17 protein-coding genes are annotated in these 13,932 nt (G+C 65.7%); 3 read left to right on the forward strand and 14 right to left on the reverse strand.

The annotated features are described in order from the left end of the window. Window positions 1-321 precede the first annotated feature (321 nt). From SALPAC4_RS0124865 to SALPAC4_RS0124930, 14 genes are all read right to left on the reverse strand, one after another. Complete coding sequence (locus tag SALPAC4_RS0124865; RefSeq protein WP_019872716.1) at window positions 322-657, reverse strand: hypothetical protein; 336 nt, start codon at window positions 655-657, stop codon at window positions 322-324. Between the two features lie 922 nt (window positions 658-1,579). Further along, a complete protein-coding gene (locus tag SALPAC4_RS0124870) occupies window positions 1,580-2,248 on the reverse strand; it encodes an NUDIX domain-containing protein (protein ID WP_019872717.1) in 669 nt (222 codons plus the stop codon). Window positions 2,249-2,271: 23 nt separating this feature from the next. Continuing rightward, entirely contained in the window at window positions 2,272-2,469 is a 198-nt protein-coding gene (locus tag SALPAC4_RS0124875) for a hypothetical protein (protein WP_019872718.1), read from the reverse strand. An 87-nt stretch (window positions 2,470-2,556) separates the two neighbouring features. Then, entirely contained in the window at window positions 2,557-3,036 is a 480-nt protein-coding gene (locus SALPAC4_RS0124880; RefSeq protein WP_019872719.1) for a DUF3307 domain-containing protein, read from the reverse strand. An 83-nt stretch (window positions 3,037-3,119) separates the two neighbouring features. Beyond that, a complete protein-coding gene (locus SALPAC4_RS0124885; protein ID WP_019872720.1) occupies window positions 3,120-3,839 on the reverse strand; it encodes a hypothetical protein in 720 nt (239 codons plus the stop codon). Between the two features lie 155 nt (window positions 3,840-3,994). Beyond that, window positions 3,995-4,201, reverse strand: coding sequence for a hypothetical protein (locus SALPAC4_RS0124890; RefSeq protein WP_029126522.1), 207 nt, complete (start codon window positions 4,199-4,201; stop codon window positions 3,995-3,997). 77 nt (window positions 4,202-4,278) lie between these two features. After that, entirely contained in the window at window positions 4,279-6,213 is a 1,935-nt protein-coding gene (locus SALPAC4_RS0124895; RefSeq protein WP_223874879.1) for a type IV secretory system conjugative DNA transfer family protein, read from the reverse strand. Between the two features lie 72 nt (window positions 6,214-6,285). Beyond that, window positions 6,286-6,486 carry a hypothetical protein gene (locus tag SALPAC4_RS0124900; RefSeq protein ID WP_019872722.1) on the reverse strand — a complete coding sequence of 67 codons (201 nt, stop codon included), beginning with the start codon at window positions 6,484-6,486 and terminating at the stop codon, window positions 6,286-6,288. A 23-nt stretch (window positions 6,487-6,509) separates the two neighbouring features. Next, window positions 6,510-6,770, reverse strand: coding sequence for a hypothetical protein (locus tag SALPAC4_RS0124905; protein ID WP_019872723.1), 261 nt, complete (start codon window positions 6,768-6,770; stop codon window positions 6,510-6,512). Between the two features lie 268 nt (window positions 6,771-7,038). Further along, complete coding sequence (locus SALPAC4_RS0124910) at window positions 7,039-7,365, reverse strand: hypothetical protein (protein ID WP_019872724.1); 327 nt, start codon at window positions 7,363-7,365, stop codon at window positions 7,039-7,041. A 99-nt stretch (window positions 7,366-7,464) separates the two neighbouring features. Next, on the reverse strand, window positions 7,465-7,950 hold the full coding sequence (gene ssb, locus SALPAC4_RS0124915) for a single-stranded DNA-binding protein (protein ID WP_019872725.1): 486 nt from the start codon (window positions 7,948-7,950) through the stop codon (window positions 7,465-7,467). A 14-nt stretch (window positions 7,951-7,964) separates the two neighbouring features. Beyond that, complete coding sequence (locus SALPAC4_RS0124920; protein ID WP_223874880.1) at window positions 7,965-9,155, reverse strand: hypothetical protein; 1,191 nt, start codon at window positions 9,153-9,155, stop codon at window positions 7,965-7,967. Continuing rightward, window positions 9,152-9,337, reverse strand: a complete 186-nt coding sequence (locus SALPAC4_RS0124925) for a hypothetical protein (RefSeq protein WP_019872727.1) — start codon at window positions 9,335-9,337, stop codon at window positions 9,152-9,154. The genes SALPAC4_RS0124920 and SALPAC4_RS0124925 overlap by 4 nt, the downstream gene beginning before the upstream one ends. A gap of 3 nt (window positions 9,338-9,340) precedes the next feature. Continuing rightward, on the reverse strand, window positions 9,341-9,556 hold the full coding sequence (locus tag SALPAC4_RS0124930) for a hypothetical protein (protein WP_019872728.1): 216 nt from the start codon (window positions 9,554-9,556) through the stop codon (window positions 9,341-9,343). A 239-nt stretch (window positions 9,557-9,795) separates the two neighbouring features. Here SALPAC4_RS0124930 and SALPAC4_RS0124935 point away from each other — a divergent pair, with 239 nt between their 5' ends. From SALPAC4_RS0124935 to SALPAC4_RS28770, 3 genes are all read left to right on the forward strand, one after another. Continuing rightward, on the forward strand, window positions 9,796-10,071 hold the full coding sequence (locus SALPAC4_RS0124935) for a hypothetical protein (RefSeq protein WP_019872729.1): 276 nt from the start codon (window positions 9,796-9,798) through the stop codon (window positions 10,069-10,071). Window positions 10,072-10,466: 395 nt separating this feature from the next. Then, the gene (locus SALPAC4_RS0124940; RefSeq protein WP_223874881.1) at window positions 10,467-13,409 is read left to right on the forward strand and encodes a DUF927 domain-containing protein; all 2,943 of its coding nucleotides are present in this window, start codon (window positions 10,467-10,469) and stop codon (window positions 13,407-13,409) included. Window positions 13,410-13,741: 332 nt separating this feature from the next. Further along, window positions 13,742-13,932, forward strand: a 191-nt coding sequence (locus SALPAC4_RS28770; RefSeq protein ID WP_223874882.1) for a hypothetical protein, incomplete at its 3' end; no start/stop codon positions are given.

The following is a 13,932-nucleotide window of genomic DNA, read 5'->3' on the forward strand; positions in this document are numbered from 1 at the left end:
CGCCTGCCCTCCGGGCGGCTGCTCGCGCGCCTCCGGCGGCGAAAAACCATTTGTGGTACAGGGAAATCGCATTGCGGCAGCCCTTAAAACCCTTATGGTCTAAGGATTTTACAAATCATCCATAATGGAAGCCCTTACGCTACAAGGACTTCCGGGCAACGTATAGATAATGTTTTTTGAATGAGAAGGTCCCCTGGCCATTACACTCTAGACACTGATTTTGATCTTCGGCTCTGGTTGCGCGGTCGGCAGCATCCATTCGGTCCGCCCACTCCTCTTCGAGCGTGGGCTCCACAAAATCGTCCCCGTAATTCACGTAGATCATGAGGTCACCTTTTCGACATCGAGCCATGCGGCCAGGCGAGCATATTTGGTGCAGACGTCATGGCCGTCCCATAGGGCGGCCGGGGGTAGATGGTAGTCGTCCGGGCTGTCGGGTAAGTGCCAGGTCACTTGGCCGACCCCGGGTAGCTCGATGGTCAGCACGATGGGATGCGGGTCACTCGGGTCGCGGGTGACGCCCACTGGCACTCCTGCCACGGCCAGGTGCTGAGCGGCAGACACAACAATGCCGTTGCGGTAGCCGTAGCGCTGCTCTGTGGTCGCCCGATCCCATCGGCCCTCGTTGTCCGGATGGGACGGGTCGAGCGCGGGCACGTGAGCAAGGAGCCGACGAGCTGCCGCCAGGGCTGCACACGGGCATCGGTCAAGGTTGAAGTCAGCGGACGCGCCCACGGTCGCGCAGGGTAGTCCCCGGGCGGCTGCGGTGGTACACAGCACGGCCGAGCAGCACTCACACCCGGGACACTCCGGGCCGACCGGGCGTACCCATTGATGAAAGTCTCCGGCGTTCCAATTGATCGAGTCAGCAAGGGTCATGGCACCCAGACTACGTGCCTGATGTGACATAAGCGGGGTACTGTGACGATGCATAGATGATCTACGCTGTCATTTATGGGGAGATCAACACGACCACAGCAGCAAAAAAGACATTGGCCATGGACAGTTGGCGCTCTCGCCCTGTCTCTGTGTCTAGGCATCATCGCGCTACCCGTGTCATGGGCAGCCCGACTTACGCTAGATGCAGATCAGGGTGAGATTGCGCCCGAAGCGGCGGTAGAGATGTACCTAGGACGGCTCGTTAGTGGGGACCGGATCGGACTCCCGCGAGTCCTTGACAATGGACTACACGGTGCCCAATTTTCCCAGTGGGAAAAGATCCGCGCAGATATGGAGAGATCGCGTACGCCAAACAAGCTAGAAACGGGCGCTTACGAAGTGCAGTATCACGACGAAAAGCGGGCAACTGTAATCGCAAATGTGCGTGCTGTTTTTTGGAACCTTGACCCCAACCGAAAATCAGGAGAGCCCGTATCCTTAACGGGTTCAGCACACGAGTGGAGATGGGAAACGATAGAACGCAATGGGTGGCGGATCACGAAGGCAGTAATCCCCGAATGGTGTGGAACTCACATCAAGGCCACTTTATGTAAATAGCACCGTAGCCCGGGTAGTCTGCCGAGCGGCAAACCATCCGGGCTACGGGTGCGATTCAGTCCTATCGCATCATTAAATCCGGTCAGCCGAGTAGGTCAAGCAGGAGTTCGCGGTGGGCGGCGAACACTGCGCCCGTGTAGGTGGAGGCCAGATGGTCAGCCGCGGTGGCGTACGTGTCGGCCGGTATCCACTCGGCGCGGCGAGCGTCATCGGCTCCGGTCAGAACCGGAAACGCGGCCCGGTGTCGTGGGCCGAGCTGACCTAGTGCGGGAACGGTTACCATCCACGCCTCATCCGAGGCCCGGGGATCGGGCACCACTCGGGCCGGCAGCTCGTCCCAGGTCACCTCATCCTCGGGGTAAAGCAGGAGTCCGGTTTCCTCGCCCAGCTCACGCACGGCGGCGGCGGCCGGCGTCTCGCCCTGATCGACGTGCCCGCCGGGGATGGCCCAGCCGTGGCCGTCCGCGCGCTCGACCATCGCGATCCAGCGGCGGCCGTGCTCGTCGGTGGCAAGCACGATCGCGTCTGCACAGACCTGCTCGCCCCAGTGGCCCAGCTCGTTACGGCCGTAGCGGACGCCGGTCGGGGCGGTCGGGGCGACCGGGCGGCCGTCGACCACGCGGAACGGAATCAGGGCTCGGGTCTGGCGGGCGGGCCAGTCGATACGGGTCGGGTCCATCTCTGGGTCGGCCCAGTGCTCTCCGGCGGCGATGCCGTCGATGACGCTCGGGTCGGTGTAGGTGCGGCTCATCGCGAGTGTCCTCTCTACTGGGGTCAGAAACGAATGGTGAGGCCACCGCGGATCTCGTCGACCTGGCGGCCGACGGTGGCGTTGCCGCGGCGAACGCTCTTGCTTTCGACCTTCTCGGCGGGGATCGGCGGGGCGGCCTTCTGGGTGCTCTTCCTGCCCCGAACCTCACCGGCCTGTACCGCTACCCGGTCGTTGCCGCTAGCTACGTTGCGCTTGCCCATGGCGTACTCCCTGCATGTCGGGGTGGTCCGGTCGGGCCACCTCCGCGCGAGCACCCGGTGGCGGGGGTGGATGCCCGACGGGGGTAGTCAGACCGCAATGAGGGCGGCGACCAGAATCCACCCCGTGTGCCACGACTGGTCAAGTGCGTACGCCCCGGTGCCGATGCTCGGGTTGTCGTCACGGCCGGGGCGGGGTGCACCCACGGTGTAGAAGCGGCCGGACCCGGTGCGGTCGGCGAGCCAGCGCAACGGAGTGCGGCGGTCGGCGATGTAGTGGGACACGGCCGAGACGGTCAGCGCCAGAACAAGGTGACCGGGGCGAAGGTCGATGCCGCACTGCCAGGCAACCACGAGTACGGCACTGAGTGCGGTTGCGGTGTAGGTCAGAACGTGTGCGGTGCAGTGCCATCGGGAGCGCCACACCGTGCAGTGCGGGTGTGCCGTACCGCCGTGGTGTGGATCGCACCCCTTGTGGTCGGCCTGATGCTGTGTCTGTACCCAGTGGTCCGCCACGGTGTGAGCGGCGTACAGGGCGGCGAAGATGGCGGCAAACGCGGCGGCAGTCATGATGGGGGTGCTCCTCTGCTAGGAGTGCGAGCGGCCCCGAGTTGCTGCCAGGCGAGCGGGGCCGCTCGCGTTAGGGGCTGAAATCAGGAGTGCGGGTGGCCGCAGTGCTGGCACTCGCCGGCCACATAGGCGTGGCAGCCAGTGGCGCACAGGGCAGCGTGCGCCTCACCACGGGTGCGATCGGCCGTGGGAAAGGTGCGGGCGGCGGTGTGGCTGACCCTCACCATCTGCACCTCGGTAGAGGCGAAGGTGTGAATACGTCCGGCGGCGGTGATAACCGTGACGGTGTGGTCGTCGAGACTGATGAGGGTTTCCAGCTCGGTAGCCTGCCGGTCGGTCAGTCCGTCGATGTTGATGTCGTCGGTGGTGCCGTTGCGGGTCACGGTGACCTGTGCGGACCACGTGGCGGATGCAGGGTGGCCGGGAAGAGTGCCGCGCGCCCAGCTTTCCCAACTGGACGGGGCCGCGGCGGCAAGCCTGTCTCGGCGGTACTGTGCGGTGCCCTTAGATACATCCATGGCTAGGGCCAAGTCACCGTAGGAGCCCCCAGCGGCGGCATGTGCGCGGATCAGGGCATCGCGAATGCCCTGTAGTCGGGGCGCAAGACGATGCTCTAGATCGTTGATCAGCCAGTGCCAGTCATCGGCGGACATCTGTGGGTCGCCGTCGCGTAGACGTGCCAGCGCGATAAGGGCCGAGCTGAACCAGTCGAGAAGGATCGCCCCGTCCGCACCCAAAGTGGGGGCGTAGTTGGCAGGTACGTGCAGGTGTACCGAACCGTCGGGGCGGGTGTGCAGGTCCATCGCGGATCTCCCGTCGTATCGTTTTTCGTACGACCAACCGTACGGGATTCCATACGCCGGGGGAAGGGGGTCGATGTGTCGGGCGGCCGACAGCAACCGGCCCGCCTCTCCCCGAACGGGGAAGGGGCGGGCCGGTTTCGCTACGGTGCGTCAGGTCACGAGCGATCGAGTGTGTTAGCCAGGATCATCGGAAAACGGGGGCGTTGCCACCACGGCAGTACGGCCAGGGCGTCATTCACGCGCGAATTCAGGTCAAGATATTCGGGACTCTCGTCAACGATTCCGGCCGCCCGTTCACGGTCTGCCAGTGCGTCCAGCTCGGCAATCAAGTGCCGTGCCCGATGCCAGGTAGTCAAGTCCATTTCTCACCTCATCTTTGGGGGTAGAGGTGGCACGCGGGTATTACTTTCTCCGGACCCGCGCGCCACCCGATCAGTAGTCAGTCTTTGAATTCGGTTCGCTTGCTGACAGTTTCGGCCCACTCAATCAGGTCGCCGGTCCTGTAGATGTCTGCCAGACCCCGCTTCCCGACCGGAGCGGGCGCAAACTCGGGGCTGTCTTTCCGGGTTCGCTGTAGGCGTTTCTTAACGGCGGCAAGTTCACCCGAAACGATGCCCCGCTCGACCGCCTCTCGCAGCGTCACCGACTCGTTCAGGGGGTCGGTGAGAGTGTCCCCGGTGGTGGGGTCTGTCTCCGAGACTGATCGAAGACTGTCCTGATCATCCCTGGGGTGAACGTAGACCGGGGACACGGGGACACCGGGGGTGTTTTCAAGGTCAACGGGGCGGCCGGTAATGGCTATAGCCCGCGCTTCCTTCGGGTTCAGGTATGCCACCTGCACCTCTGTTGCGGTGCCGGCAACAACGAGTTGCCACCGGCCGAGCGTGCCTGATTTTCGGGGCATGGGGCATTCGGGCGCTAGCATTTTCCAGTTGTTAGCGGTGTATCGGGCGAGCGCGCGAATCCCAAAGTTTTCACGTGATTCGGGGCCGCCGGTGGTGTTTGCCGTAAGCATTTGCGCCACGCCGAACAGGTGCACCTTGGCCGACCGGCCCATAAACATGATGTTGCGGAATCCCTGGATGGCGGGGGAGACCTTCGGGTCGGACTTCTCGCGTGACTCATCCCAGTGCGCTTTGAGTTGGGCAACGGTGGCGTTCATTTCCTCAAAAATTACGAGCACTCGGGGGCCCGGGTTCCATCCTTCCGGTTGCGCCAGGGCTGCCGAGTTGCGCTCATCGGCCAGGGCCGCGGTGCCGACAATGGCGGCGTGCATGTCGGCGGGGGCGGTGCAGTAGGTGACTCCCGGTAGCCCAAGTGCCCAACGGTGCGATCCCTTGCGGTCGAGAATCAGCACTCGGCCGCCCCGGGAGAGCACCTGCACCGCCAGGAGCATGGCGAGCACGCTCTTGCCTGCACCCGAGCCGGCAGAGCAGGCGATGTGCGGGGAGTCGTTGTTGAGACTCACCACATACGGCCTGCCACCGGCGCGAAGCCCTAGCAGGAACTCGTCATCCTTAAGTGCATCGAGGTAGGGCTCGATGTCGGCGAACCCGACCGTGCGCGGGGGTCGCTCGCGCACGGTCCACATGCCCACGGCGTGTGTGCCGACCTGATCCCATGACTCGACCAGATCACCCAGCGGCAGCTTGGCGGTGATGGTTTGCCGCACGGTCTTTTGCAGTTCGGGCGTGACGTACCCGCTGACCTGAATCTCCACCCGGGGAGGACGGGCGGGGCGGGGGCGACGAAAGTAGCCGAGCCGGCGGCGTACTAGTCGGGCCGGACGGGTGCCGCCGGCCCACCACCTTAGGCGCGTCAGTCGGTCGGGTAGATAGCGCAGCCCTGGCTCAAGGGTCGCGCCGTACCACCGACGGAGGGCAGCTTCGGCCGGACTCATCGGCGTAACCAGACGTGCGGCTAGTCCGGCCAGCTCGGGTGAGATGGTGAGCCACTGCTCGGCCCGTGTGTGGTCGGGGATGCGCAGCACCGGGGCCAGGGCCACGGCTAGGGGCTCGGTATAGGTCCGGCGGAATCGGCGGGTCTTGATGCGGCGTCGGCCCCGTATGGCCGCGCGGACGGCTACGGCTCCGGCCACGGTGCCGGCTCCCGCCTGAGTCAGGGCGGGCTCGGTGGCGTAGCTAACAGCTACCGTCATGACCCCGGTCGGGGTGCCGAGCCGAAACGCCTGACGCTGCCACCCGGGCCGGTGCATCCAGCGAGAGGCACGGCGAAATGGCGGCAGTACCTCGGTGCCGCGGCGAAGGTAGGTCGCGTCGGTGCGAGGTTCGCCGTCCATCGGTCGACCTGACACGTACCGATACGTCAGGCGAAGGATGGTGTGCCGACGAACAACGGTGATGCGGTGAGACATGATGTGTACCTCTCGTTCTCGGGAGAGCGGGGCCCGGCCCGGGGTTCAAATCGCGGCCGGGCCCCGCGCGAATCACCTCTCGGTATCGACGGTGACGGTCGGGTCTGTCAATCGGCCGGTATCTACCGGACCGGCCGCGATGCGTCCCAGCTCCACCGCGAGCTGGGGCATGCCCGCGGCCGCCAGCTCGGCGCGCAGTTCGGCGTGGTGCTGCGGATCGGTGGTGGCGATCAGGTCGGACTCAATCGCGGCCAGGGGGCGGATGTCTCGCATGTGAATGATCCTCTCTCGTTCTGTCACCAAAGGGTGACCTCTTCGTAGCCGTCCGGCATGGGTGGCCGAAGCGGCGCACGGGGCTCACGGGGGCGTACGTCGGGGTAGGTGCGCCGAATGTTGCGTTCATCGGTTTCGATCTCGGCACCGTCCACGATGACGGTTACGCGGTAGCCGGCTACCCGGCGGATCTCGCACAGAGGTAGTCGGTACGCGGCACTCGGCGCGCTCGGCAAGGTCGGCACCAGGTATACGTACTCGCCTTCTGCGTACTCAGCGCGCATTCCGGTGCCTCCGCTCGATTCGCTCGGCGGCCTGGCGGCCGGGGTCACTGTCCGGAAGTCGAGCCTCCCGGGTGGCCGTGATTGCAATCGATGGGCAGTAGCCGCAGCGACCGGTGTTCCTGCAGGTGCAGGTTGGGGGGTTTTGGCGTGCCATCGCGGGGACCTCCCGTCCCGATCGGCCCCGCTTCTGTGGCGGAGCCTCGCCATCTGGCCTGACTGGCCACTCCGCGCGCCGAAGGGGTTCGGCTCCGGCGCGCAGTGAAGCCGGTCAGGCAGAGTCGTTTCGGGCGTTCCCGTGGTCGTCTGAGGTGATCTGCGCGTGGCGAGCAACAGACTTGCGAGAAACGATCGCCACCGTGCCTGTTACGGCTGCCAGGCCGGGCAGAAGTGATCCCAGTGCTGCGCCGACGATGGGGCCGCCGGTGGTGTAGCCGACCGCAAGGATCGCGGCCTCGACACCGGCGGTCAGGGTGCCGTATCCGAGGATGGTGCGGTGGTCGCTGACCCAGCGGGCGGCGATCAGAGCGGGGCTACCCGGGGCGGTGGTGGTGACCTGCACTCGGGGGTGGATGGTCGTCCGTGCGATGATCGACATGATCGGGTCCGTTCTTGAGGAAGTTCGGTGCCGGTTGTGCGCCGCATGAGCGGCTGAGCCGGTCGCCGGGAGGTGCGAACTCCTGGCGACCGGTGCCGTTTAGAACGGCGGGTTTTCGCCGCTGGTACCGGCCGGGGCGGCCGGAGAGGTGGGCCGAACGCGAGATCCGATGGCCCACGGGTCATCAGAGGGGCCAGCATTGCTGCGCTGCATCTTCTTAATCTTGGCGTTGGCCCATGTCAGCTCGGGGCCGGCGGAATCCACGTCGAGCACCATCCGTGAGCGCTTTTCGCCGGCAGGGCCGCCGTTGCGGCCGTCCGTCTCCCACCGTTCGGTGCGCACGGTGCCGGTCACGATCACCCGGTGCCCCTGACTCAGGCTCTCGGCAATGTTTTCGGCGAGCTGCCGCCAAGCGATGCAGTCAAGGAAGGTCGGTTCGCCGTCGACCCACTTGCCAGACTCCCGGTTCAACTTGCGGGGGGTGTGTGCCACGGTGAACTTGACCACCGCCGCGCCGGACGGAGTGAACCGCAGATCAGGATCACGGGTGAGGTTTCCCACGATGGTCATAGATAGGTTGTTCATGGCCGGTTCCTTTCTTAGTTGGCGGCCGACGTGGCCAGCTCGGGGCGGGTTCCGTTGACGGACGCGGCCGGGGTCGCCTCCGTCGGAGTAACGCGGGGACTTTCGGCGGGCACCTGGCGGCGAGCCTTATAAACCAACGACTCACTGACCTTGACCCCAGCGGCCGACAGGTAACTGACCACTCGGGATGCTGGCACCTCGCCAAGGGCGGCGTGCGCGTAATAGATGGCGGCGGTTTTGCTCACCGACGCCAGGTCGACCGGGGCTCCGGACACTGGCGCGTCGGCCAGCTCGGCAAGCTCGGCCAGTTCAGACAGCTCGGCTAGCTCGGCCCGATCGACCTCGACCACCTGACGCTCGGCCCGCTTGGCTTCGGCGCGTTCGGCCCGCTTGGCTTCGGCGCGCTCAACGCGCTCGGCGTTGTATCCGGCCCATGCGGCGGCCGGCTCGGTTACGCCGTGATCGATCGCCCAGCGTCCTGCCTGCCAGGTGCGCCAGGGAAAGGCTCGGCGGCGGCGGGCGGAGAACTCCACACCACAGTCGTCTACCCGCGCCCGGTCGGTTGCCAGAAGGCGCACGTTGTGCACACGGCGGGTGTGCAGTCCCCAGAGGAACGGTGACAGTAGTGACAGCAGTCCGAAGCCGACACCAGCGGCCGGCGCGTCGGCCCACCAGTGCGACAGGTTGATCGCGCCGATGGCGGCGGCAATCAAATACGCGCCACGCCGGAGCCTTGCGGCAGTGCCGTACGCCTTACGTAGTAGGGCATCGTGTGCGTGCCATTGCACGTACAGAGCTACCGATTCGAGGGCCGCGGCAAACGTGATCGCCAGGGCGAGGCGGCCGAATGTCGGCCAGAGAGTCGGGGCAACCGAGGTGTAGGCGTACGCACCCTGCGCGTACACGGTGGCGGCATTTACCACCAGCAACGGGGCCACCGGCCGTAGCCGATCCGCCATCGCGGACCGTTTAGCCCTTCGGCGGTCCCGGTCCTCTTGACGGCGCTCTCGGTCAGCACGGTCGGCTTCGGCCTGGCGCTCCCGCTCGGCCTTAGCCCTGGCAGCGGCAAGCTTCGCCCGGTGCCGTTCGGCGGCCAGGTCGGCGGCGGCGGCACGCTCGGCGGCGGCGGCGGCACGCTCGGCGGCCTCAGGGTCCACCGGCGGGGTTGGCGGGTGAGGTGTTCGGCGAAACAGTCTCATGGTCATTCCCCCTTCTTGCGCTTGGCTCGCCTGACCTCGGCGGCGGCCTCTTCCGGCGTCTTCCGCCAATAGCCCTTGACGTACAGCTCGGGTGACTCCTCTTTCACCTTCCGCATGTGCTCACGGCCGAGCCTCATCGACTCGCGTTCGTACGCGATCTTTTCGGCGATTCGTTTCCTCAATCCCATGGGTCAGCCTTTCCCTGTGGGTCGGGTAATCCCCAGCTCGGTTGCGGTGGTGGCCACGTCTTCGGCCAGGTGAGCTGTAGCGATGTGGGCCGCCAGGCGTAGGGCATCGGTCATCGTCACGCGCTGACCAAGCGCACCGGTCGCCACGGCGGCGAACCGACGCAGATCCTCACGCGCGGCTGGCGTAACGGTGATCGCGGTGTACTTCTCGGAAGCCACTGTGGCCTCTCTCTCGGGGTAGGAACGCAAGCTACGGTACCTGTCGATTACTGTTGCGTCTAGTAGGACACTGTGGTTTACAGTAGGATTCTCTCACGGACGCCCACCAACAGCAGGAGGCACGCGGATCGGGCAGGCAACCGGACACGAGCGACCAACTAACAGCGGCGTGGCGCGGTGGACAGGCACAACCCACCGGAGAATGATCACCGCCTATCAGGCGACGAAAGGGGTCCCCGATGCAGCGAGAGCGGCGCAGTCTCCGGCTCGACCTGGCGACGGTCGAGCAAGCACGCAAACGCGCCGGACTGCCGGCCGATGCCCCGGTGTCGGCGGTGGTGCGGTATGCCCTAGCCGAGTTGGCCGGGACAGACACCGTGACCGCGCTTGACTCGACCCCGGGCCGGGGTGCCATGTCCTATCGAAAACGTGCGGCCGAGCCGCACGCACTGCGCACCATGAGGCCGAGCCGGGCCATGCATTCGGCCCCGATCAAAGGTCACGTCATGGTGTGAGCTGCAAAAAGGCTTCGGGCCGGACGCGCCAACGTCCGACCCGATCTCGCCGAAACCATCTCTCGCGGAAGAGGTACGACTGTGCAACACGATAACCGACGCTGCGCGCACGCACGCGATCAAGGGCGGCAGAAATGACTGCCGCCGCGCCGCGCCAGCGAACCACGGACAACGGCAGAAATGCCGGCCCTGTCGGCCGAGAGGCCGACGTCCTTGCCCTGCCGGGGTCGAGTGCGCTGCCGGGCGACCGGTGGGTGCCAGGCAGCTCGGCCCTTTTGCGCTACACCCCGGGGGTAGGGGTGTGGCGCGAAGACAAGCCGCTGTTGCGCTGGTGCCCCATAGTCACCCGACACCTGGTCACCTACTCGCCCCGGGGCGAGGTAACCAGTAGGCGAGTGACTATTGAGGTAGGCGGGGTGACCGCCACCGTGTCCACACGCGATGTCGCCGACGGGTCGGTGTGGTCCGACAGGTTCCCCGGTGCCGCCGGGGTGGCCGGGCGAGACGCGCGGGATGCGCTAACAAACATCGTCGATGACCAAGCGGCCCGGTTGCCGCTCACACCTCTACATCCCCGATGGGAGGGTAAAGCACTGGTCCTGCCGCCGAATGACGTGATGCCGGCGGGATACGGGGTGACCGCGGGTAGCCGGGGAGAGTTCCGCGCGTTGCTGCGCGAGGTAGCCCGATCGCCGCGCATGGCCCTCGTTGTCGGATGCGCGGTAGGCGGGCTGTACGTGGCCCCGCTCGGCCGACAGTCGTTCACCGTGCACCTGGCCGGGCGGTCAAGCGCGGGCAAGACCACCACCGCGCGGGCGGCGGCCGCTGTATTCGGCGACCCGCAGTACATCGTCAAGCGGTGGGACGTGACCGCCAACGGGCTCGGTGCCTGGTTGCGAGACATGGCGTGTCTAACCGGGTTTCGTGACGAGCTAGGGGCGGCGAAGTTTCGCGTCACCGACATTGAGTCGGTCATCTTCCGGGCAATGGAGGGTGCCACGCGGGACGTGTCCGACCGAGAGGGTCGGCTACGCGAGACGCGGGGTAGCTGGCACGGTGCCCTGATCTCGACCGGCAACGAAACGATCGTTGAGCGGGTGCCGAATGAAGGCATCGCGGCCCGAGTGGTCGAGCTACAGGGCGCGCTCACCCTGTCAGCGGAACATGCGGACGGGATCGATCAGGCAATCGACGCGGGGCACGGTCACGGCCTGGCGGCGATTGCCGCCAGGGCATTACCGCCGGAAGTGTTCGCCGAGTGGATCGGTCAGGCATGCATGAAACTCGACATGCCGAACGGGGGGCCGGGCCGGCGATTAGGCCAGCACATCGCTACCGGGGTGGCCGGGGCGCGGCTACTCGATGACGTGTTCGGAGTGCCCGAGCTGGCCGACGCGGCGGCGGCCGGGGCCGACCCGGTGCTGGCCGACCAGTTGGCCGGGCTGGCCGAGCGGGGCAGTGACCCGGGCGAGCGGCTATTGATGGCCGTGGCCGGGGCGATGGCGGCCGACCCTGGATCGTTCCCGACTCGATCCGCGTACGAGCGAATGTGCACGGACGCGGTGGAATTGGGGCGACAAGGGCCACGCGTACTCGGGTGGGACCTCGCGAACGACTCGCTGCCGGGTGATGTCGCTGTGATCACTACAAAACTCGCCGCCATCGCAGAGCCTGCGGGAATCGATGACGCTGGAATCGCTCTACGAGAGCTACGAAAGTCAGGCGACCTGTTATCGGCGCGGGACGGAAAAAATCTCGCGCGATTGGTCAAGGTCGGGGGTAAGCCCGTCCGAAGCTACGTGCTCGCCAGGGTGCACCCAAGCAACGTCGACACAGACCCAACAGGCCCGGTAACGACCCCGGTAACGACCCCGGTAACGACCCCGGTAACGGCCCCTGACCAGCGCGGTAACGACCGTAACGACCTTTCCGGGGAGACAGTCGTACAGGCGCGCGAGGATGGCCACGACGAAGCCGGTCCGTGCTCGGCGTGCCGGCAGCCCGGACCAAGCTGCGGCATCGCAACCGTCACCGACCATCCGGGGCGATGCGTGCTCTGTGGTGAGCAGGTGTGGGGGGTAACCGCATGCGGAACTGTCCGGGAGCACGTCTGCCTCGGACCACCCGCAACCCCTCAGACCGCCCGAGAAGCCGCGAGCGCCCCCGAGGTACCCGGAGGTACCCGCCAGGGGGTAAACGTGCCTCAGCGGCCCGCTAGGCGGGATAATGGGTCAGTCACGGTAGGCACCCCCGAAGAGCTGGCCGACTGGACGCGAGCAGTGTTACGTGCACTCGACCCAGACGGCAGCGAGGGTGTAACTGTCTCGCCGGCGATGTCGACGGACAGCCTGGCTGTATGGCATGAGGCGACCGAAGGTCTGCGGTGGACCGGATGGGCCGGGGACACCGCCGTGTCTGCTCTGGCCTGGTTGGACGGAAGGCGGGGTGCTCAGAGGCGAGGGGAGGCTGCGGCAGAGATTGAGCTGCCGGAGCTGGCCGAGCTGGCCGAGAGCACTGTCCTTCACCTTGATTTCGTCGACAGCCGCCAGGTGCCACAGCTTGAGCAGACCGTGATCGGACTGGATGTGTTCGGTCAATTCCTCGCGGCTGCCCCGATCACGCTGGGCACCGGGTCGCCGGTTCGGCTGAGTCAACCCCGGTCACTGACTGGGCTGACCAAGGCCCCGGGGTACGTGCGCCTGGCCCAGGCGGCCGAGTTCCAACACCCCGCGTGGTCGGGTCGGTTGGATGCCGGAAAGGTGCTCCCGATGCCGTACGTGGATTTCCTAACTCGCCGGGGTGTGGAGATCGATGCGGAAGATGCCGTGATCTGGACGGCCGGCAATCACCGGCCGCACCTGGCGATGTGGGCGAAGCTGTTTCGTACCGCGTGGTACGCGCTGTGCAACCGCACCGATGAGCCGGGGCGGGTGGCGTTTAAGGTGCTCAAGTCCATGTATGCCACGTTCATAGGTGGGTGGATGCGCAGCGACAAGAACAGTACGCGAACAATGCGGCGAGATTGGTCTGATCACATCATCGCGGAATCGTGGGTGCGCGCCCTGGTGTCGCTAGAACAGGCAGAAAGGAATGGTCACTCCGCAATGGGGATGCGTCGGGATTCGGCGTGGTTCCTGTCGGATTCCGGCCTGGCAACGCCGAAGGGCATGACTGTGTGGACGCCCGACAATGACACCCCCCGAAAGCTCGGAAAATGGAAGCTTGACCGATGGGCGGAAGTGAACGCCACGATTATCGAGGGGCACGCCACCGGCAGCCCAGACATGCTCAATAGGGCCATCAAGAACGCCCACGAATCAAGAGAGGCCGGGCAGTGAATTTCGGAGAGTCGCGGGAAAGTGCGGGTCGCGCCCGAAACTGGCGGGAGTCCATCGAGGCGGTCAAGCGCGCCCACCCAGGCAAGGGTGCAGCATCCGCGTACCTGATGACCGCATACGGGGTAAGCCGGAGAACCGCGCAGAAGTGGCTAGCGGGCAGTCAGGCCCCGACGGAGCGAGGCGGCCGACGAAACGCGGTACGCAACGACAAACGAGCCGCCCGAAAGATTGCGGCCGACCAAATGCGATCGGCGAAGGTTGCGGCCGTGGGAAAAGTGGCCGTACAGAGCAAGAGTGTCCAGAAGCCCGCGGGATCACGAAATGTCGGAGTGGTGACCATCGACCCGCAAGCGAGGCAGATGCTCAATGACGCGGCCTCACTGCTTGAAGCGGGAATGGATGATCAGGCGTCGCAGAAAGCTAGTGATGCGATCATGCGATCATACGGAATCAGCAAGGGTGACAATGGTCAAGTTTCCGGAGCGCTAGAGATTCAGAACTGGTCGGGCAATATTAACTTCAT

Origin of the sequence: Salinispora oceanensis (assembly GCF_000383575.1) — a bacterium.
Taxonomy (GTDB): Bacteria; Actinomycetota; Actinomycetes; order Mycobacteriales; family Micromonosporaceae; genus Micromonospora; species Micromonospora oceanensis.